The organism is Elongatibacter sediminis (genome assembly GCF_037892215.1).
GTDB classification, from domain to species: Bacteria; Pseudomonadota; Gammaproteobacteria; order Xanthomonadales; family SZUA-36; genus Elongatibacter; species Elongatibacter sediminis.
Map to the genome: position 1 here is coordinate 73270 of NZ_JAZHOG010000009.1, position 20712 is coordinate 93981.

Genomic DNA, 20712 nt, shown 5'->3' on the forward strand with positions numbered 1-20712 from the left:
GTCGTCATCCCGGGCTTGACCCGGGATCCACCCGGCCTCTCCATCCCCTCCAGTCACCGGATGAGACATTGCGAACGGACCCCGGCTCGCAGGCGGGGGTGACAGTGCCACCCATAACCACCCTCCCTGCCTCCGACCGTGCCGTCAGCCCGACGTCCCCCCGAGTCTTCATCCCGTCCCCGCGTGTCGTCATCCCGGGCTTGACCCGGGATCCACCCGGCCTCTCCATCCCCTCCAGTCACCGGATGAGACATTGCGAACGGTCCCCGGCTCGCAGGCGGGGGTGACAGTGCCATCCATAACCACCCGCCCGACCTCGCCAGTGCATCTGTGGACTCACTCGGGCCCGCGCGACGTTGACCACGGCGATTAACTGGCATTTACCGGGCCACCGCGGTCAATTGGTTATCATGGCCGGACTATCAATCCGGAATACGCAGGGGAGACCATTGGACTGGACAATTCTCTGGTGGCTGCTGGTGGTGCTGCTGGTGGTGGCGGGCCTGGCGGGCACGGTGGTGCCGGCGCTGCCGGGGGTGCCCATGGTGTTCGGGGGTCTGCTGCTGGGTGCCTGGATCGGCGGGTACGAAGCCGTCGGATGGTGGACGCTGGGCTTGTTCGCCGGCCTGACGGCGCTCGCCCTGCTGGTCGACTTCCTGGCCGGCGCCTTTGGTGCGCGCTACGCCGGAGCGGGCGTTCGGGCGTTCTGGGGCGCCACCATCGGTGCGATCGTCGGCATGTTTTTCGGACTGCCCGGCATCATTCTGGGTCCGTTCGCCGGCGCTGTGATCGGCGAAGTCAGCGGCGGTCGCGGCTGGCGGGATTCGGGACGCGCGGGGGTCGGCGCGTGGCTGGGCATGGTGTTCGCGACCGCGTTCAAACTGGCCATCGCATTCCTGATGATCGGCTGGTTCGTGATCCAGGTCGGGTTCGGGCCTTGAGTATGGATCCCGGGTCAAGCCCGGGATGACGGACTGAGGGTCAAGCCCGGGATGACGGGCCGAGGGTCAAGCCCGGGATGACGGACTGAGGGTCAAGCTTGGGATGACGGGTTGCGTAGCACTTCGTGCAGGGCCTGGAAGTCGCCGGGTATGGTTACGGACAGCACCTCCTTGTGCCGCACGGCTTCCAGCGCCGGGGGCAGGGGCACGTCGATTTCCAGCGTTTCCTCGATCACTTCCAGGAACTTGGCCGGGTGCGCCGTACACAGGAATACGCCTTCCTCACCGTGTTCCAACGACTCCTGCAGCGCGAGCCAGCCCAGTGCGCTGTGGGGATCGGCCAGGTAGCCGCTCTGCCACAGCACGTGCATGGCATCACGCGTTTTGCGATCGCTGATCGATACCGAGTACAGCAAGTCCTCGAGCGGCAGACCGTGGCGTTCACCGAGTTCGATAACCCGGGCGAAGTTGTTCGGCACGGAAATGTCCATCGCGTTGGTGATGGTCGCCCGGGTAGGCTCGGGTTGCCAGCGCCCGGTGCTGAGGAAACGCGGCACGGTGTCATTGGCGTTCGTCGCGGCCACGAAGCGGCGGCAGGGCAGACCGATGGCCCGGGCGATCAGGCCCGCCGTGATGTTGCCGAAATTACCGCTGGGCACGCTGTAGACCAGGTCTTCCGGTGTCTCCACCGCGGCCGCCGCTTCGAAGTAGTAGCAGACCTGGGCCACCAACCGCGCGATGTTGATGGAGTTGGCGGAATTCAGGCCGAGATCACGGCGCAGGGATTCGTCGTCAAAAGACTGTTTGACCAGCGACTGACAGGTATCGAAGTCCGCGTCCACGGCCACCGTGCGAACATTGCCGCCCAGGGTGCAGAACAGTTTTTCCTGCAGCGGCGAGATGCGCCCCCGGGGGTACAGCACCACCACGTCGATACCGGGCTGACCGTGGTAGGCATGCGCCACCGCCGCCCCGGTGTCACCCGACGTGGCGGTGAGTATGGTCATCGGGCCGCCATCGTTGAACTCCGCCAGGCAGCGCGCCATGAAACGGGCACCGAAATCCTTGAACGCCAGAGACGGGCCGTGGAACAGTTCCAGCGCGCTGACCCGAGGGTCCAGCCGGCGCACTTCGATGGGAAAGTCGAACGCCGAGGCCACCATCCGCTCCAGCACCGCGGACTCGATTTCATCCCCGATCAGGTGCTGCAGAACGGCCGTGCTGCGCGCGACGAAATCGAGCTCCAGCAAACCGTCCACGTCCGGCAACACATCGAATGAACGCGGAAAGAACAGTCCCTGGTCACGGCCCAGTCCCGTCATCACCGCCTGGCGGAAGCTGACAGCGTCCGACGGGTGCTTGATGTTGATCAATTCCATGGTGACTTCCCGATCAGTCGATACTGCGAGCGCCGCCGAGATCGACCCGGCAGACATGCGCGAAGCCCCGGTCGGTCGCGCAGTACTCGCGGCGCAGCCAGGCGGCGAGTTCCGCGGCGACGTCGGAATCATCGGCAATGGCGAACAGGGTGGGCCCGGACCCGGAAATGCCCACGGTCAGCGCGCCGCGGCCCAGCAGCGCCTCCCGCGCATCATCGAAACCGGCCAGCAGGCGGCGCCGACTCGGCTCGGCGATCAGATCCACCATGGACGCCGCCGCCAGGCCGGTCTTGCCGGTGTACAGGGCATGGACGAACTGGGCGAACTGAGCGGCGTGCTGCACGGCGGTCGCACGCGGCAGGGATTCGGGCAATACGGAACGTGCCTCGCGGGTCACCAGTTCGGTACCGGGCCAGCAGACCACGGTCTGCCACCGGGCCGGCCACGGCAAGGCGTACTCGGCCTGCCCCCCGGGCGGACACAAACGCAGCCCGCCATAGAGACAGGGCGCGATGTTGTCCAGGTGGACGGCTCCGCTGATGCGGCCCTCGGCTTCGGCCATCAGCCGAAACAGATCACGCGAACCCAGGGGATTTCCGTACCAGCGATTGAGTCCTTCCAGAGCCGCTACCACCGAACTGGCGCTGGATCCCAGGCCACTGCCGATGGGCAGGCGCTTGTCCAGAGTCAGGTCCAGCGGGGCAACCGGGATTCCGCGCTCGGCCGCGGTCTCCGCGAACAGGCGGCAACAGGCGGTGACGATATTGGCTTCCGGGTCCGGCGGCAGCTTGTCGCTGAACGGGCCGGTGACGTCCAGGTTCCAATCCGAGCCCGTTCCCGGGCGCAGTTCGACCACGTCGCCGAGCAGGGTGCCGTCCAACGGGGCCAGCGCCAGCCCCAGCGCGTCGAATCCGACGGAAACGTTGCCGATCGACGCCGGCGCGAAAACCTTCAGCGGCGTGGTCCGCATTTCGGGGCTCTCAGCCGACGCGTTCATGAGTGTTGATCCAGCGGCCGCCAGACCGTTCGCAACAGGTCGCCGAACACGCCGGCGGCCGTGACCGCGGCTCCGGCGCCGTAACCCCGCAGTACCATCGGAATGGGCTGGTAGTACTCGGTATGCAGTACCAGGGCGTTCTCACCATCACGGATGGCGCCCAGTGGGGCATCTTTCGGCACCGCCTCGATGGCGACGCGGCATTGACCGTCGCGGATCGTGCCCACGTAACGCAACACCTTGCCCTCGGCGGTCGCGGCTTCGGCCTGCGCCGTGGAGGCCGAATCCAGTTCGCGCAGCGCGCCGATCAGTTCGTCGGCGCCAACGCCGGCGATCTTGTCCAACGGTACCGCCGGTTCCACTTCGACGTCCTCGAGTTCCAGTTCCAGGCCGACTTCGCGGGCAATGATCAGCAGTTTGCGGGCAACGTCCATGCCGGACAGGTCATCCCGCGGATCGGGCTCGGTGTAGCCCAGCTCCATGGCTTTTTCCACCGCCTCGGACATGGCCAGGCCGTCCTCGACCAGGCCGAAAATCATCGACAGCGAACCCGACAGGATGCCCTCGAATGAAATCATCTCGTCGCCGGAGCGGATCAGGGCCTGCATGGTGTCGATGACCGGCAGTCCGGCACCCACGTTGGTCTCGTACAGGAAGCGCCGGAAATTACGCGTGGCGGCCTGGCGCATCTCGCGGTAATAGGCCAGCGAGGCGGTGTTGGCTTTTTTGTTGGCGGTAACGACGTTGAAACCCGACTCGAGGAAACGCGCGTACAAGTCCGACAAGCCTTCGTCGGTGGTGCAGTCGACGATGGTCGGATTCAATAATCCCAACCGCTCGCGGATGCCGATCACGTCGTCAATGACCCAGGCAACGCCGTGCTCATCCAGCTGCCGCTCCCAGCCTTCCAGGTCGATAACGTCGTCGGCAACCAGCAGCTTGCGGCTGTTGGCGATGGCCCTGACCCGCAACTCCACATCCTGTTCCATCAGGCTGGGCGCCTGGCGCTGTACCTGGCGCAGCAGTTCGCCACCGACATTGCCACAACCCAGCAGAATCAGGTCGATGTGGGTGGTGTGGCTGAAGAAGGCCGTGTGACAGGCGCGGGTGGCGGACTGGGCATCCTCTCCGTCCACCACCACCGCGATGGCGCACTCGGTCGAACCCTGGGCGATGACTTCCACGTTGACGCCGGCCGAGGATATCGCGGTGAGGAAGCGAGCCGCGATGCCGCGGTAATGTTTCATGCCTTCGCCCACCAGCGAAATGACGGCCCGCTTGCCCTGCACGAGGATTTCACCGATCAACTGGTGCAGGCGCTCGAAATGGAATTCCTCTTCCAGCGCCTTGCGCGCCTTGTCGGCATCTTTCTGGCGCACGCACAGCGTAATTGAATACTCCGACGACGACTGCACGATCAGCAGGATTGAAATCGAACGGCTGGCCAGCGCATCCATGACCCGGCGCGCGATCCCGACCCGTCCGCGCAGACCGCCGCCCTGCAGCGTGATGGACGCGATGTTCTCCAGGTGCGAGATGCCCCGAACCACGTGGGCGCGTTGTGCCGCGCGATGAATCCGCGTGCCGGGCTGTCCGGGGTCGTAGGTGTTGCGGATCTCGCAGACGATGTCGTTGGCCGCCAGCGGCGTCAGGGCCTTGGCCGAAATCACCTTGGCGCCGAAATAACTCAGTTCCATGGCCTCTTCGTAGCTGACCTCGTCGAGGCAGCGGGCGCTGGACACGATGCGCGGATCGGCGGTGAAGAATCCGTCCACGTCCTTCCAGATCTGGCAGCGCCCGGCGCCGGCCGCAGCGGCGATCGCCGCCGCCGAATAATCGGTGCCGTTGCGCCCCAGCAACTGGATGTCGCCGTCGGCGTTGCGGCCGTAGAATCCCGGCAGCACCAGCACCTTGACTTCCGCGCCCAGGCGCTCAGCCAGGCGCGGGCGGGCGGCCTCGATGTCGACCAGCGAATCGAGCCAGTCTTCGTTGGCCAGCGGCAGCACGTCGGCGTCGGACCATTCGGCGGCCACGCCTTCGTGCCGGAGCAGGTCCACCATCAGGCGGCTGCTGAAGCCCTCGCCGGTGGCCAGCAGGGTCGCACGCACCTTGTCCGGGCACTGGCCGAGCAGCCGTACGCCCTCGATGCGCTGACCGAGTTGACCGGCCTGATCGGACAGAAAGGCGCTGGCCAGCGGCGTTTCGATGCCGTCCGCTGCCATGGCTTCGATGATGGCCTTCTCACGGGCCAGGGCCTCGTCGAGATCGGTGCGCCCGTCCTCGCCGGCGACCGCCTGGTCGATGGCGGATTCCAGCAGGTCGGTCACGCCCTTGACGGCAGACAGCACCACCGCCACCTGGCCATCGCCGGAATGCCCGGTGATCACGGCAGCACTGGCCTTGAAGCCGGCATAGTCGGCCAGCGAGGTGCCACCGAACTTCTGCACCATCAGTGCGTTCTTCATGCCGATTCTCCCCCGTCGTAGCCGTGTTCGTGCACCGAGCGCATGGCCCGCCCGGACGGGTCGTTCATTTCCTGCAGCGAAGCATCCCACAGCACGGCTTCGGGCGTGCTGCAGGCCACCGTCGGGCCACCGGGTACGGTCTGGGCCGCGGAGGCGAGCGGAAAATGCTTCTCGAAAATCGAGCGGAAGTAATACGCTTCCTTGGACTGCGGGGTGTTGAACGGAAAACGTCCCCCGGCGCGCACCATGTCGGCGTCGCTGACCTGTTCGGCGGCGTGGTCCTTGACCGCGTCGATCCAGCCATAGCCGACACCGTCGGAAAACTGTTCCTTCTGCCGCCAGGCGATTTCCTCGGGCAGCATGTCGCTGAACGCCTCGCGCAGAATGTGCTTTTCGATGCGGCCGTTGCCGGCCATCTTGTCCCGCGGATTCAGGCGCATGGCCACGTCGATGAAGCGGGTATCGAGGAACGGCACGCGCGCTTCCACGCCCCAGGCCGCCATGGCCTTGTTGGCGCGCAGGCAGTCGTAACTGTGCAGGCGGGACATCTTGCGCACGGTTTCCTCGTGAAACGCCTGCGGGTCCGGGGCCTTGTGGAAATACAGGTAGCCGCCGAAAATTTCGTCCGCACCCTCGCCCGACAACACCATTTTGATGCCCATGGCGTGGATCTTGCGCGCCATCAGATACATCGGGGTGGCTGCCCGGATGGTCGTCACATCGTAGGTTTCCAGGTGATAGATCACTTCGTCCAGTGCATCCAGACCTTCCTGCAGGGTGAAGGTGAAGCCGTGGTGCACGGTGCCGATGTGGTCGGCCGCTTTCTGCGCGGCCACGAGATCGGGTGAACCTTCGAGTCCGATGGCGAAGGAATGCAGGCGCGGCCACCAGGCCGGGCTGCGTTCCTGGTCCTCGACCCGCATCGTGGCGTGTTTGGCCGCCAGGGCCGCGGTAATCGAGGAATCCAGGCCGCCGGACAGCAGCACCCCGTAGGGCACGTCGGTCATCAAGTGGCTCTTGACCGAATCCTCGAGTGCTGCGCGCAGGGCGGCGCGGTCGGTTTCCACCTCGGCCACGGCGCTGAAGTCTTCCCAGTCACGCCGGTACCAGCGCTCGGGCGCGGCCTGACCGCTGACCCAGGAATGCCCCGGCGGAAACTCGTGGACCTGGGTGCACACGCCGATCAGCGCTTTCATCTCGGAGGCCACCATCAACTGGCCGTGCTCGTCGTGACCGTAATACAGCGGCATGATGCCGATGGGGTCGCGCGCCATCATCCAGCGGTCGGCATTTTCGTCGTACAGGCAGAAAGCGAACATGCCGCGCAGCCGGTCGAGAAAATCCGGACCGTGCTTCAGGTACAGCGGCAGAATGACCTCGCAATCGGACTCGGTGCGAAACGCATAGTCAGCATCGAATTCGGCGCGGATTTCCTGGTGGTTGTAAATCTCGCCGTTGACCGCCAAAGCCTGCCGGCCCGATTCGCTGAGAATTGGCTGCGCGCCGGTATTGACGTCGACGATGGCCAGACGCTCATGAGCCAGCACCGCGTTGGGCGCCGTGTATATTCCGCTCCAGTCGGGGCCACGGTGGCGCAGCAGGCGCGACTGCTGCAAAGCCATTTTGCGGACGGTAACACCGTCCTGGCGCACGTCCAGCACGCCAAAAATCGAGCACATGGGGAGCGTCCTCGCTAACGAATTCCAGGTTATCCAAAAGGGGCTGTGGTTATTGTTGACGCCCCGCTCTCACTCCAGGGCTCGCACGCGCCCTGCGCGCCGTTCGCCCGAACCCTCAATAGTAAGCGCTGGAGACGGGAGAGCCAAGAGCCGAGCGCCTTCGATTGCAGTCCGGGGGACGCGCCGGAGCCTTTTTCAGGCGGGCAGCGCGACCGCCAGGTCTGGCGCGGCGACACGGGCCTCGAAACACTCGGTGAGCTGTCGCAGTTTGCGCACCAGTAAATCCAGACGGTGGCCGGGCAGATCACGAAAATGGAACACGACGCGGATGGCGTCGGGCCCGGCGCACTGTGAGAGTGAGCGCTCCGGCACCAGTTCGAAGGTGCAGAGCACGCCAAAGACGCGCAACAGGGCGCCCGGAAGCCGTTCGAGCAACACGGTCAGCTCGACCTCGCTATCCGCCGCGCAGGGGGACGCCACGCGATCCAGCGCCACACCCGCATCGTAAACATCCTGTTGCCCGGTCAGGTTGGGTAATCCCGAAGCCATGAGTTATCACCTATGAAGTGTTGCGCTCATGGTAGGGCAGTCAAAGCGGTTTTTGTGTTGCAATTACCTGGCAATATCGGGTATTTGTGAATAAGAATTTCACAAATGGTCAAAAATGTGACTAAAAACACCGATGATGTTGCGCTCGACCGGACGGACCGCCGCATCCTGCGCTTGCTGCAGTCGGACGCCGACATCAGCGCCGCCGCCATCGGCGAACGGATCGGCGCCTCGCAGGCCACCGTGTGGCGCCGCATCCAGCAGATGCGCGAATCCGGCCTGATCCCGCCCCAGGTCGTGACCCTCGACCGCCGCAAGGCCGGTTTCAATGCGATGATCTTCGCCCAGGTGAAGCTCAGCTCACACGGCCGCGCCAACCTGGCCGAATTCGCCGACACCATCCAGAACTTCCCGGAAGTGCTGGAAGCCTACGTGATGATGGGCAGCACCGACTTTCTGCTGCGCATCGTGACACCGGATATCGAGGCCTACGAGCGCTTTTTCTTCGAAAAACTGTCGCAATTGCCGGGCGTGCAGGAAGTCACGTCGTCCATGGCCCTGTCGGAAATCAAGCAGACGAGCGTGTTGCCGCTCTGAACCGGACGGCCGGGAGACGGTCTGCGCAACGAAGTGCCGGCTCAGGGCACCTTACTGCGGCCAATCGGCCTCGGGGTCGTACTTCAGCACTTCGACTTCGGGCAGCGCCTCGCGGTCGATCAGCACGCCGTCCTTGATGACTTCGGCAATCCTTCGCATGTTCGAGATATCGGCCAGCGGGTCACGGTCGAGCACCAGGATATCGGCGCGCAGACCGGCGCGTAATGACCCCACTTCATCACCCAGTCCGTACGCTTCCGCGCCGTTGCGGGTCGCGGCCTGGATAATGCGCAGGGGTGGTTCACCCGCGTCCTGAAGTCCGACCATGCGGTCGAAATGCATGCGGCCCAGCCGGCCCCAGACAACCGGGCCGACATCAGCGGAATCGGGTCCCTGGTCCGTGGCCAGGGTGTATCGAACACCGGCGTCGAGCCAGACCTTGAGCCCGGCTGCCTCGGTGTCGTAATCCTTGCCTGCCATCCAGGGTTTACGCTCCATCATGACCGCATTGAGGTAGGGCCGGTCAGGATGCCGGGTCACATCCCACTCATCGTAGATTCGCAACTTGTTGCGTTCCGGAACACTCATCAAAGCCGCCGGAATGTCGCGCTCGACGATCGTCCGGACCAATTCGCGTATCGCCTGCTGCTGCCTTTCGGATGCATGGTTCCACGAAGGACTCATGACATTGGGATGGACCAGCAAATCGGGATCCATGTCCAATGCCAGGCGCAGGCTCTCGACGGTAAACGTATGCGTGGTCAGCGGAATGCCAGCCTCGTGCACGACCTCGGCCATGGCCTGAAGCACTGCCGGCGAGAACACCAGAGGCTCAACGGAACCCAGGCCATGTCCGCTGACACCGATTTTCACGAAATCGACGCCTTTGGCGATGTAACGGCGCAGGGTGTCTGCCGCCTCCCCGGGGGTCATCGCCAGCATTGCCGGCCCGACGTCCGCCTCCCACAGGGCATCGATCCGGTTGCGGATCGCCGGATGGACCCAACCGCCGTAGCGAAGAGAGTAGCCCCGGGCGTCCCAACCCCCCATGAAGGAAGCGCTGAATGGTCCGCCCGAACCAATGATGTTCCCGGCCACCAGAACCCGGCTGCCGATGACCTCACCCGAGTTGATCCGGTCGCGTGCCTCGAGCAGGGCGTCGACCGGCCCCCAGGTATCCGGCATCGTGGTCAGGCCGTACTTCAAGCCCACCTGCGCGCTCTGAATGGCGATGTCCACCAGCCGGTCTTCGTACTTGATGAAGAATTCCGGCACCGTCAGCAGAATCAGGTGAACATTGGAGTCGATCAATCCCGGCGTCAGCCACTTGCCCCGAACATCGACCTGCTCGTAGTGCTCGTCGAACGACACTTCGGAGCGCTGGCCAACGGCCTCGATGCGCCCGTTGTCGATCAATACGACGGAATCCTCGATCACGGCGGGCTCGGCGGCGGTAATCGCCGTCGCGCCAACCAGGGCCCATTTCTGGGCCGCCGCCAGGTTCCCCGGGCCGAGCAGCAGGCCGATCAAAACCAGCCAGCCCAGGGCTTGCCGCATGCCGCTGCCCGCGCCCGTCGACTTCATCGTCACAAACCTCCGAACCACGCCGTCATCTGGACCCCGTAGGTGCGGGACCGAATGGAATTGGCACGCACCGCCTCGTCGGCTCCGGGCAACCCCGCGGCATTGCCCGAGAATACGTTGAGCAACGGGATTTCATCCGTCAGATTGTCCACATAGAGTTTGACTTCGAATTCATCCCAGCGCACACCGGTGGAAAAATTGACCACGTCCTGCGCGGGCACATCGACGTTACCGTCATTTCCATCGAATCCAAACGTCGACGTCGAATCCTTGTGCCAGTAGTTGGCACGGACGAATGCATCCAGCCCGTTGGACAACTGGAACTCATAACCCAGGTCCAGCGACCAGGTGTATTTCGGCGTACGCCGCAGCGAATCGCCTTCCCGTATCGTTACCCGGGTGCCCGGAAACAATTGCGCATCATCCTGGAATTCGTTGTCGGTCCAGGCAAAACTGGCAGCGGCGTAAAGACCCGGCGCGAAGAAATCCTGGGTCACCAACTCCAGTTCCAGCCCATAGGCTTCGAGATCGGGCGCATTCGTCGTGAAGAACCCCTGCCCGAAGGCGCCGGCCATGTTCGACTGAACCACCGCCTGCATCTCCTGCCAATCGAGGTAGTAAACCGCGCCGTTGAGCGTAACGCGATTGTCAGCGAGCCGGGACTTGGCGCCCAACTCGTAGTTCACCAGGGTATCGGGCCCGAACTCGAAGAACTGCTCGGAGATGCCGAACAACTCTTCACCGACAAACGTATTGAAGCCGCCGAACCGGAACCCTTCGGAGCGGGTCGCATAGACCAGTACGTCATCGTTGACTGCATAGTCCACCTGCAGCTTGTAGAAAAAGTCGTCGTCACCGGCCACGCCATTGGTCACGAACCCGAAATCCGAGCCGCCGATGAGAAAAACCTCCTGGTTGTCGAGTTCCCAATCGAACCAGCGGCCACCCAGCAGAACACTCCAGCGATCGGACAGGGCGATCGTCATTTCGCCGAAAACGGCCGTTTCCTCGAAGGTGCGCAGCCCGCCCTGGCGCAGCGATTCCACGGCGTTGGGGTCGCCCACCTCGGCCGCCACGAAACTGGTGCTCTGATTGAAGTCATCGTAGTCGTCCGAGTACACCCCGACGAGCCACTGGAGCCTGCCGCTGCCGGACGAGGCCAGTCTCAATTCATGGGTCGTGGCTTTTTCATCCACCACCGTATCGATTCGTTCCAGGAAACCCGCGGAATCATTGTAGTCACGCCATGACCCGTCGTTGCTGTAGCGTGATCCGGTGTAGTTCAGCGTGGCCCAGTCGAGGTCCACATCCACAATAAAATTGAACAGATCGTATTTCTGAAACGCCCGCCCGAAATCCGAGGGCTGATCGACTTGCCGGCCGTCCAGCGCGAGATCGATGTAGGTGGGTGCATCGGCCTCGAGGTCATTGCCGTGATAAATCGCGGTAATGGAAACCCGATCATTGACATGCAGCAGTCCGGAAATACGCCAGGCCGATTCCTCGACATTGTTGATGCCGGACGTACCGGTTCTGATGTTCTCGATATACCCGGTCTCGTCGATATGATGGCCCGCGAACCGCAGCGCGAAGGTGTCGGTCACCAACGGAAGATTGAGCATTCCGGACGCCCGGTAGCTCAGCCCGTCATCATTCTTGCTGGAGTAAAGGTCCGCTTGCGCCATCGCTTCGAACGCGGAAGGGTCCGGCCGGTTGGATCGATAGGAAATCAAGCCGCCGATGGCTTGTGATCCCCAAAGCGTTCCCTGAGGTCCGCGCAGCACCGAGACCTCTGAAATATCGAACAGGCGGTAGCTGTTACCGAAGTGGGGAGCACCATCGAGATACTGCGCCACCACACCCACGGTATTGTCCGCCACGGTGGACAAGCCTCGAATCGAAGCGACCTCGTTGCCGCGGCCAGGCCCTCCATCGTTGATGAAGTTGGTGCCCGGCACCTGGACAATGAATTCGTCGAAATCCACCGCGTTGAGACGTTCCAGTTTGTTGGCATCGAAGGCCGTGATGCTGAGCGAAAGATCCTGGGCCGATGTCGCACCGCGTTTGGATGCCGTGACGACGATCTCTTCGAGCACCGTGGATTCATCGTTATTTCCAGGTTCCTGTGCTTGTACGGCGATCGTGCTGGCCGCGAGAAACAGGGTTGCACTCGAGATGAGAATGGCGTGTAGATCAATCGGTTTCTTGTACATTTTGAATCTTCCTTCATGGCGCGGAGTCGGACGCATTGCGATTACGATCGATCAATACCGTCCGGAATTCCCTATTGTACGTGTGATCCACCTTGCGGTAATCGTTTCAGACCCGACGTTGATGACTCCATGCCTACGGACAAACCGCGCCGGTGTTGACCGGACGCGTGAGTCCGAAGTTCGCCAACTCCGGCCCTTACGGGTTACGCCCGCCAAAATCAAAATCCGATCGTGATAACGTAAAGGCCGGGGGGATGTGGCGTTTCCAACCGTCCCTGACTGAGGTGAACCCGGCGGGAGGGACCGTCTCGTTTCCATGGGCATGAATCCGGAACATATCACCCGGCTGCTGAATCGGTCGCCGGACGACCTGACGCGCGACGAGGCCGCCGACATGGAGGCGATCTATCAGCGTCTGAAGAAAATCGCGCGCATTCAGCGGGTGAAGATCCGCAACGGACAACTCAATACCACGGCCCTGGTCAACGAGGCCTGGATCAAGTCGCGCGGCAAGAACGGCGCCTTCGCCGACCGCAATCATTTCTTCGCATACTGCGCGCTGGCCATGCGCCACATCCTGTTTACCCAGGCGCGGCGCAACAAGCTGATCACCTACGTCGACGATGACCAGGCGCTGGACCGCCACCCGGTGTACCAGCAATCGGACTATCTGCTGGAACTCGAGCGGCACCTCGCCAGCCTACGGGAGTTTTCACCCCGACTGGAGCAGGTGTTCACTTACCGCTTTTTCGGCGAGATGCCGTTCGACGCCATCGCGGCCGTCCTGAAGATGTCCGAACGCACCGCGCTGCGGGACTGGAAAAAAGCCCGGACGATGCTCGCGGTGGCCCTCGAAAAGTGAGTGATCGACGGCCGGACTGGAAGCGCATCAGCGCGGAGTTCGACCGCGCGGAACCGGACAACATCGAACGCTACCTGCTCGATCAGGGGGTCGACCCCGCGGTCGTGCCGGATTCGGTGGGCCACTCCGCGGCGGAGCTCCTGCAGGTGGCTCTCGGGGGTGAGGACGAAGCGCCCGAGTTGTCGCGCTACCGCATCCGGGAGCGCCTGGAAACGGGCGGGCAGAGTGAAATCTACCTGGCGGAGCGATCGGACGGCGTCTACCACCGGACCGTGGTCATCAAGTTCATCGCCGACCGCTACGGCCAGGAACTGTTGCGCCGGCAGTTCCTGGAAGAGATGCAGTTGCTGGCCGACCTCAATCACCCCGGCATCGTGCAGATCCTGGATGGCGGCCTGACCGAGAACGACCAACCGTGGCTGGTGCTGGATCACATCGACGGGCGGCACCTGGACGCCTGGTGCTCTGAAGGACACCTGGGCCCGCGAGACGTCGTACCGCTGTTCCTGGACCTGTGCGACGCCCTTGATCACGTGCACCGGCGCGGCGTGGTCCACATGGATCTCAAGCCCACGAACGTCCTGATCAAACAGATCAACGGCACGGCCTTTCCGGTGGTTATCGACTTCGGTATCGCGCTGCGGTCCGCCAGCCTGAAACCCGGGACCAAACGTCCGCCGTTCGGCACGCCCGGCTTCGCGGCCCCGGAGCAACTCGCCGGCAGGCCCGTCGACCAGCGGGCCGATATCTGGTCGATGGGCATGATGCTGGCGCAGGTGCTGACCCGCGGCAGGTGCGACAACATCGGCCTGCTCGAAGCTAACAAGCGCCAGACGCTGTTGCGCAAGCAGGGCGTGCCAGCCGACCTGATCGACGTGATCACCACCTGCACCCGCGAGCGGCCCGGCGACCGCTACCCGTCCATGGACACCTTGCGGACCGACCTCAACAACTGGCGGCACGACTATCCGCTGATCGCCAACCGCAATCGGCCGCTGCACGTCGCGGCCAAGAGCGTTCGGCGTCACCCGCTGATCTTCGCCACGGCCCTGCTGGTGCTGGCATCGGCCGCGGCGTTTACCGGGAAATACACCCGCGACATTCACGAACTGCAGCAGCGTACGCTGGCGGAAAAGACGGCCGGCGATGCCCTGCTGAACTTCATTTCCAACGACCTGTTCGAACGGCTGGTGCAGATCGGGCGAGTAGACGTCCTGCAACTGGTGGCCGAACGCAGCCTCGCCCACTTGGGCGCACAGGACCAGCGCACCTACGACGCGGCGGCCTGGCTGCAGACGGCCATCGCGTATACGAACGCCGGCAAGGTCTTCGACGCACTGGAAGTCTCGGATCAGGCGCTAGCCGCCTTCGATCAGGCCCTGCTGCACCTGCGCCAGATCGAGCAGTCCGCGGGCCACCGTCGGCCGTATCTGCGGCAGGCCGCCACGGTGCATACCGCCATGGGCCGGACCCTGGCCACCGAAGGGCAGGGGGAGCGGACCGAGAGCAGCCTGCTGCGGGCCCTGGAGCTGGCCGACCGCCTGATCACCGAGTTCCCCGATGAAGACGAAGACCTGCTCTGGGAAGCGCATATCCAGCTCGGTTGGCATTACATGGAGTATGGCCGGCCGGACGAAGCGGACGCGCACATCGCCGCGGCGATGGCCACGGCCCAACGCCGCTCGGCACCCGACCAGGACGGCCTGCGGATTCCCGCCTGGACCTTGAATCTGTCACAAGCCTGGCAGGCCCGCGCCTGGCATGCTTTTGACTACGGCGCCGAAGCGGACGCACTGGCCGCCATAGGCGATGCGCTGAGTCTCGCCCGGCTCACGCTCGAGTTCGATCACGAAGACATCGAGTACCTGGACAACTACCGGATTCTACTCAATCAACAGGCCTTCTTAATGCTGCGCACGGGCCGGACCCGGTCCGCGGACGAAGCCATCACTGAGGCCATCGCCACCGGCGAGCGACTGCAGATTCTGACCCCGGAAAACCGCAAGTATCAGCGCGAGCTGGCCTATTCCTACACCACCGCCGGCGAGGCTGCTGAACAGCAGGGCGACCTGGAAGCCGCGCTCGGTTTCTATCAGCGAAGTCTCGAACTCTCGGGGGACATCGCGCAAGCCGATCCCGCCGGCTATTCCTCGGCCAACGACTACGCCATCGACCTCACGCGGACGGCCCACATCCTGATCCGCAAAGGGCAAGAACCTCAGGCCCGCGAACTGCTGAACGAAGCCGTCAACCTGATGCGACCCATTCAGCGCGGCGAGCCGGACAACAAGTACTACCTGCACTCCCTGGCCGTACCCCTCATTCTGCTGGGCCGCTACGACGAAGCCCGGCCCCTGGTCGATGCCGTGCGCGCCGCCGGGCTCAATGACGCGGAGTTCACGGCGCTTCTGAGCGAACACGGGCTCGACTGAGCCGACTCTCTCACCGCCCGCCGCCGGTGCGCCGGCCCCGGACGCATGACGGGCACGCCGTTTCCAGCCGGCGCGGCTTGCCGATCTGTCAGTTTTTCCTCCCCCTGCGAGTTAGAAGGAATGAACATACACCCACTGGACCTGCCGACAGGAGACTGACATGCGCCACGAACATTCCTGGCTGACCGCGGTATTTGCCACTCTGACACTGACCCTGAATGCGATTTCGGTCAAAGCCGATCCCTCCATCGAGAGCGCCCACGCCGTCACCATCGATCCGGCGAAGCCATTTCCATCCGTCATGTACAGCGACATCCTGAAGTCCATGTCGGACCAGGTGTTCTGGGAGAAAGGCCAGCTGCGCTTTTTCGAGCGGGTGCGCATGACCTTTCTGCCCGACTTCCAGGATCCGCAACACATCGCCGCCTACAACCCGAATACCGGCGCACACCTGGTCTCGCAACTGAGCGACGCCAGCGGTGCGGTGGTTCGCACCGTGTTCTGGGAGGCGCGCCAGGATCGGTTCCCGTACTGGACCGCTTCGGCCGTCGACAATTACGATCCGCCGCCGCTGAACCCGGGCGACTACACCCTGACCTGGCTGGTCGACGGCACGCCATTCTGGAAGCTGCCCTTCGAGGTTGCCACCGGCGCCGCGGCCAGCGCCTATGACCAGCCAAACACGTATCTGGAAGGCCCCTGGAACGACTGGGCATACATCTACGTGCCCAACGGCAACCTGGCACAGGCGCCGACGTTCAACCTCTTCGTCCGCGACCGGGACGCCAAGCCCGGCTCCTGGTCCGAGCTGCACGTCACCGTGGAAATCCACCGCGACGGTGAGCTGATCGCCCAGCACGGCATCTCCCCGGGCGCGGCGACCCACGCGACCCTGCAGGGCAAGCCCTGGTGGGTGGCCCAGGAACTGGCATTCCGTCAACCCGACGACGGCGGCTTCACCGCCGCCAGCGAGATCCTGGCGCCGGGCGACTACACCGTGACCGTGAAGCTCAACGGGGACGTCTACGGCACCTACGGCTACACCGCCGACGGCGGGATCCCGTTCACCGGCCGGCAGGATCGCGAATCCGCGGACCCGATGACGTACCTGGAAGGCGCGCAGGACCGCTTCTATCTCCAGCGACGCTGATCCCCCAATGAATTCTGCCCAACCCGTCCGATGACTGTGAGCATCATGGAAAAATCCGAATCCCGTCTTTTCCCGCCCACCTGGCTGCGTCTGCTTGCCGGACTGTTCGCGATCACCGTCTGCGGTTCCGTGCCAGCCGATACGTTCGTGGTCAACTACGGAGAATTCTTCTTCGACGCCGTTCCCGGTGACGGCCGGTGCGACTACGACCTGAGCACCCCCGGCGAGCAATGCACGCTTAACGCCGCCGTTCGGGAAATTGAGCAGCTCGTGAATCAGGGCGATACCGGACCCCACCGGGTGGAAATCCCCTACGATGTCCCGCCAAACCACGATGGCACCCACCTGGTTTTCCCGAGCCTGTATGTGCTGGGCGACGTCGAGATCGTCGGAACCGGGGCGGGGCGCCCGGTCATCATCCCGATGCATCCCAACAACGTCCCGCATACGGCCGCGACGTTCGTGACTTCCGACGCCGCCAGCGTGACCTTCCGCGACCTGACGTTTGATCTGCAGTTCGGCGGCCTGCCCGCCATCGAAGACGCGACGGCACCCTCCAGTGTGCTGATCGAAGATTCGATCTTCCGGGTGGGAAACGATACCGACGAGGTGGGGCTTCGGGTGGAAGCCGGCGGGGATGTGACGTGCCTGCGTTGCTATTTCGCCGGGGGTGAAACCCGTGCGATCGAGGTTCGCGGCAGCCTGGACCTCGTCGATTCGGAGGTGCGGGCCAATGCGGTGGACGGTTCCGGCGCCGGGCTGCTCATCGAGGGGGACGCGGCCTCGGTTTACCTGCTCCGCACCCTGATCAGCAACAACCATGCTTCGGTGAACGGCGGCGGCATCCACACCTCCGGGGGCAGTCTGCTGATCGCCAACAGCAGCATCCAGAAAAATCGATCCGACGAAGCCGGCGGCGGTCTGTCGCTGACGACGTCCGGAGCGACCACGATCAATAACAGCACGATCACCGACAATGTCTCGGCCGCCGACGGAAACGGGGGCTCGGGCGGCGGCATCCATCTCGCGGGTCTGGCCTACGTGCGCATGCGCAACAGCATCCTCAGCGGCAACGACCGGCTCGACTGGCCCTCCCAGGACGAATGCGATACGACCTCGTTACTGGAGACGATCGGACCCAACGTGATCGGGGACGACCCGGACTGCTCCCCGGTCATCGTCAACGGCCCGGCGGCCCTGCGTCAGGATGTCGCTCTGACCTCGCTCTTCGAGCCCAACGGCTGGGGCGGCTATCACTTTCTCAAAATACCTGGCCGCCGCCACCCGGCCGTGGAACTCGGCGATAACGGCACCTGCGAGACCGACGATCAACGCCAGCTCGGCCGCCCGCTCGATGGCGACGGGGACCTGACGGCGATGTGTGACGCTGGCGCCTTCGAGCTCGACTGCGGCCCCACCGGCGATGGCGGAGACGACGACGGGGATGGCCTGGCCGCATTCTGCGACAACTGCCCGACCGTCGCCAACGCCGACCAGACCGATACGGATGACGATGGCGAGGGCGACGCCTGCGAAGGCAGCCATGAACTGCAGGTGCACACCACCGGTGGCGGTCAGGTGACCAGTACGCCGACGGGTATTCAGTGCGGCGCGGACTGCAGCGAGTCGTGGACGGAGGGCACCGTGATCACCCTGACCGCCACCGCCGATGCGGGCCGTCAGTTCCGTGAGTGGGAGGGCGACTGCAGCGGAGCCAACCCGAGCTGTCAGGTGAACCTCGAGGGTCCGCATGATGTCACCGCAGTGTTCGAACCCGAGGCGTTCACCCTCACGGTGCAGCGCCAGGGCAGCGAGGCGGCGGCCGGGCTGGTCACATCCCAGCCCGAGGGCATTCACTGCCCCAATGACTGCGCCGAAACCTATATCGGCGGAACGCAGGTGCTACTCGCAGCCCGCAGCACGGATCCGTCCGCTGCGTTCGCCGGCTGGAGCGGCGGCAATTGCACCGGCATCGGTGACTGCCTGGTGACGCTGGACCAAGCGAAAACCGTGACGGCTCTGTTCGAGCCCGGCGTTCAGCTGACGGTCGATCGCCAGGGCGGAGCGAGCGTATTCGGGCAAATCGTCAGCACACCCGTCGGCATCGACTGCCCTTCGGACTGCTCGGAAACCTGGGCCGTGAATGGCGAAATCACGTTGACCGCTTTCGTAACGGACCCGGAACGCTATTACTTCGCCGGCTGGAGCGGGGGTGGCTGCACCGGCACGGGAACCTGCGTGGTTACGATGGATACTGCCAAATCCGTGACGGCGCTGTTCGAGCACAAGGTAAAGATCACTGTGCAGAATCAGATCAACGCCGGTCCGGCGGCCTTCGGCACGGTAACCAGCGATCCCGCGGGCCTGTCCTGCACCACCGGCCAGGTCTGCGAACTCTACGTCCTGCCCGGAACCGAGATCGTACTCGAGGCTGCCGGGGATGCCGGATCGGGGCTGTCCTACTGGCAAAACTGTCCCGATTCTTCAGGCACCACGTGCACGGTGGTGATGGATGCCAACAAGAGTGTCATCGCCTGGTTCTCCGAGCGCCACGCCCTGACCGTGAGCCTGGCGGGCACGGGTACCGGCCGGGCCTTCAACTCCAATACCGGTTTTGGGCCGGATGAAGGCGTAAGCCTGGACTGCCCCACGACCTGTTCGCTCGATTACGAGCACGGCAATGGCGCCCGCGTGGACGTTTCCGCCGATGCCGCATCCGGTTTTGTTCGATTCGAGGGCGATTGCACCGGCACGAACCCCGCCTCCTGCTCCTTGACCATGGATGGACCCCGCAATGTCACGGTGATCTTTGACGGCGAAGGAAACACCGGTGAGGTCTTCGCCAACGGATTCGAATGACCCGACCGGGCCAGACTGGCCCTCGACGGCTTCGTATGGCGAGCTTCGATTCAGGCCAAAGCAGGGGCAGCGACCGCCACTTTCGCGGCTACGGCATTGCGCACGCAAACGATGATGCTGCGTTATGATGCAGCCCAATACGTGGACCGCGATGCAGCGGTCCGCTGCCTGATTTTCCCAACAAGGCCAGAACCTCTCCATGTCGAATGCGAACCCCTTGAGCGAACACATCGCCACCGTGCGAGACCATCTGCGCGAAGGCAGCCTGACCCTGGCCTGGTTTTCGCTGGGGTCGATTCCCCTGGTGGAAATCGGCGCGCGCACGGGGCACGCGGCCGCGGTCATCGACCTGCAGCACGGGCTGTGGGACCGCATGTCTGCCTACCTGGCGGTCAGCGCCATCCGCGAGGTGCCGGTGCTGATGCGGGCCGCGGCCAATACCGATCTCGCCATCTGCGAAGCGCTGGACAGCGGCGCCGCTGGCGTGATCGTCCCCTATGTCGAAACCCGGGCCGAGGCCGAGGCGGCCGTGGCGGCTGCGCGCTTTCCCGCGGGTGGGCACCGGTCCGCCGGTAGTGTCCGGGCGCTGGCCGAAGGCCTGGTCGAGTGCGTGGCAGCGAAGCCGGTCGTCGGGCTGATGATCGAATCGGCCCTCGGGGTGGAGAACGCGGCGGCCATCGCGTCGGTCCCGGAGGTTGATTTCGTGTTCATCGGCCCGGGCGACCTGGCCCTGTCGCTGGACTCTTTTCCCCAGGTGGACGATCGCCACGCCAACGCCTGCCTTGCGGTGCAGGACGCGTGCCGCTTCGCCGGCGTGCCCTGCGGCATTTTCTGCATGTCGGCCGAAGACGCGCGGGCCCGAAGCGGGCAGGGCTTCGCGGCCGTGGTACCGGCCAACGACATTGGTGTCGTCGCGAACGGCTTCACGCTGCCGGATGCGGCCGTCGCCGATTAGTCCCGTGCGGGCAGGCCCCGGCGGAGCTTCGTCGATCGACGGCGATTGAC

Annotated in this window: 14 protein-coding genes; 7 read left to right on the forward strand and 7 right to left on the reverse strand. The window is 64.2% G+C overall.

Annotation, left to right across the window (positions count from 1 at the left end; genetic code table 11):
- The first annotated feature begins 449 nt into the window (after positions 1–449).
- On the forward strand, positions 450–941 hold the full coding sequence (locus V3330_RS13660) for a DUF456 domain-containing protein (protein ID WP_354695992.1): 492 nt from the start codon (positions 450–452) through the stop codon (positions 939–941).
- Between the two features lie 92 nt (positions 942–1033).
- On the opposite strand, the gene thrC is transcribed toward V3330_RS13660, so the two are convergent.
- From thrC to V3330_RS13685, 5 genes are all read right to left on the reverse strand, one after another.
- Positions 1034–2320: a threonine synthase gene (thrC, locus tag V3330_RS13665; RefSeq protein WP_354695993.1), complete on the reverse strand. Its 1287-nt coding sequence runs from the start codon at positions 2318–2320 to the stop codon at positions 1034–1036.
- Positions 2321–2333: 13 nt separating this feature from the next.
- Complete coding sequence (gene thrB, locus V3330_RS13670) at positions 2334–3317, reverse strand: homoserine kinase (RefSeq protein ID WP_354695994.1); 984 nt, start codon at positions 3315–3317, stop codon at positions 2334–2336.
- Positions 3314–5782, reverse strand: coding sequence for a bifunctional aspartate kinase/homoserine dehydrogenase I (gene thrA, locus V3330_RS13675; RefSeq protein ID WP_354695995.1), 2469 nt, complete (start codon positions 5780–5782; stop codon positions 3314–3316). The genes thrB and thrA overlap by 4 nt, the downstream gene beginning before the upstream one ends.
- Positions 5779–7461 (reverse strand): asparagine synthase B, encoded by a 1683-nt coding sequence (gene asnB / locus V3330_RS13680; RefSeq protein WP_354695996.1) that lies wholly within the window; start codon positions 7459–7461, stop codon positions 5779–5781. Before asnB ends, thrA begins: the two co-directional genes overlap by 4 nt.
- 195 nt (positions 7462–7656) lie before the next feature.
- Positions 7657–8010: a hypothetical protein gene (locus tag V3330_RS13685; RefSeq protein WP_354695997.1), complete on the reverse strand. Its 354-nt coding sequence runs from the start codon at positions 8008–8010 to the stop codon at positions 7657–7659.
- A gap of 117 nt (positions 8011–8127) precedes the next feature.
- On the opposite strand from V3330_RS13685, the gene V3330_RS13690 reads away from it, so the two are divergent.
- The gene (locus V3330_RS13690) at positions 8128–8607 is read left to right on the forward strand and encodes an Lrp/AsnC family transcriptional regulator (RefSeq protein ID WP_354695998.1); all 480 of its coding nucleotides are present in this window, start codon (positions 8128–8130) and stop codon (positions 8605–8607) included.
- Positions 8608–8658: 51 nt separating this feature from the next.
- Here V3330_RS13690 and V3330_RS13695 read toward each other — a convergent pair whose 3' ends face one another.
- Positions 8659–10191: an amidohydrolase family protein gene (locus V3330_RS13695; protein ID WP_354695999.1), complete on the reverse strand. Its 1533-nt coding sequence runs from the start codon at positions 10189–10191 to the stop codon at positions 8659–8661.
- Positions 10192–10193: 2 nt separating this feature from the next.
- Entirely contained in the window at positions 10194–12404 is a 2211-nt protein-coding gene (locus V3330_RS13700) for a TonB-dependent receptor (RefSeq protein ID WP_354696000.1), read from the reverse strand.
- 322 nt (positions 12405–12726) lie between these two features.
- Here V3330_RS13700 and V3330_RS13705 point away from each other — a divergent pair, with 322 nt between their 5' ends.
- The 5 genes from V3330_RS13705 (at position 12727) to V3330_RS13725 (ending at position 20662) form a co-directional block, all read left to right on the forward strand.
- Positions 12727–13266, forward strand: coding sequence for an ECF-type sigma factor (locus V3330_RS13705; RefSeq protein WP_354696001.1), 540 nt, complete (start codon positions 12727–12729; stop codon positions 13264–13266).
- The gene (locus tag V3330_RS13710; protein WP_354696002.1) at positions 13263–15698 is read left to right on the forward strand and encodes a protein kinase domain-containing protein; all 2436 of its coding nucleotides are present in this window, start codon (positions 13263–13265) and stop codon (positions 15696–15698) included. The genes V3330_RS13705 and V3330_RS13710 overlap by 4 nt, the downstream gene beginning before the upstream one ends.
- Before the next feature lie 160 nt (positions 15699–15858).
- The gene (locus V3330_RS13715) at positions 15859–16848 is read left to right on the forward strand and encodes a hypothetical protein (protein ID WP_354696003.1); all 990 of its coding nucleotides are present in this window, start codon (positions 15859–15861) and stop codon (positions 16846–16848) included.
- Between the two features lie 45 nt (positions 16849–16893).
- Positions 16894–19707 carry an InlB B-repeat-containing protein gene (locus V3330_RS13720; protein ID WP_354696004.1) on the forward strand — a complete coding sequence of 938 codons (2814 nt, stop codon included), beginning with the start codon at positions 16894–16896 and terminating at the stop codon, positions 19705–19707.
- A gap of 199 nt (positions 19708–19906) precedes the next feature.
- Complete coding sequence (locus V3330_RS13725) at positions 19907–20662, forward strand: HpcH/HpaI aldolase family protein (RefSeq protein ID WP_354696005.1); 756 nt, start codon at positions 19907–19909, stop codon at positions 20660–20662.
- Positions 20663–20712 lie beyond the last annotated feature (50 nt).

Coding starts and splice junctions, on each gene's coding strand:
- V3330_RS13725 (WP_354696005.1), top strand. CDS start 19,907: ATGTCGAATGCGAACCCCTTGAGCGAACACATCGCCACCGTGCGAGAC.
- V3330_RS13705 (WP_354696001.1), top strand. CDS start 12,727: ATGAATCCGGAACATATCACCCGGCTGCTGAATCGGTCGCCGGACGAC.
- V3330_RS13695 (WP_354695999.1), bottom strand. CDS start 10,191: ATGAAGTCGACGGGCGCGGGCAGCGGCATGCGGCAAGCCCTGGGCTGG.
- thrC (WP_354695993.1), bottom strand. CDS start 2,320: ATGGAATTGATCAACATCAAGCACCCGTCGGACGCTGTCAGCTTCCGC.
- thrB (WP_354695994.1), bottom strand. CDS start 3,317: ATGAACGCGTCGGCTGAGAGCCCCGAAATGCGGACCACGCCGCTGAAG.
- V3330_RS13685 (WP_354695997.1), bottom strand. CDS start 8,010: ATGGCTTCGGGATTACCCAACCTGACCGGGCAACAGGATGTTTACGAT.
- V3330_RS13700 (WP_354696000.1), bottom strand. CDS start 12,404: ATGTACAAGAAACCGATTGATCTACACGCCATTCTCATCTCGAGTGCA.
- asnB (WP_354695996.1), bottom strand. CDS start 7,461: ATGTGCTCGATTTTTGGCGTGCTGGACGTGCGCCAGGACGGTGTTACC.
- thrA (WP_354695995.1), bottom strand. CDS start 5,782: ATGAAGAACGCACTGATGGTGCAGAAGTTCGGTGGCACCTCGCTGGCC.
- V3330_RS13715 (WP_354696003.1), top strand. CDS start 15,859: ATGCGCCACGAACATTCCTGGCTGACCGCGGTATTTGCCACTCTGACA.
- V3330_RS13720 (WP_354696004.1), top strand. CDS start 16,894: ATGGAAAAATCCGAATCCCGTCTTTTCCCGCCCACCTGGCTGCGTCTG.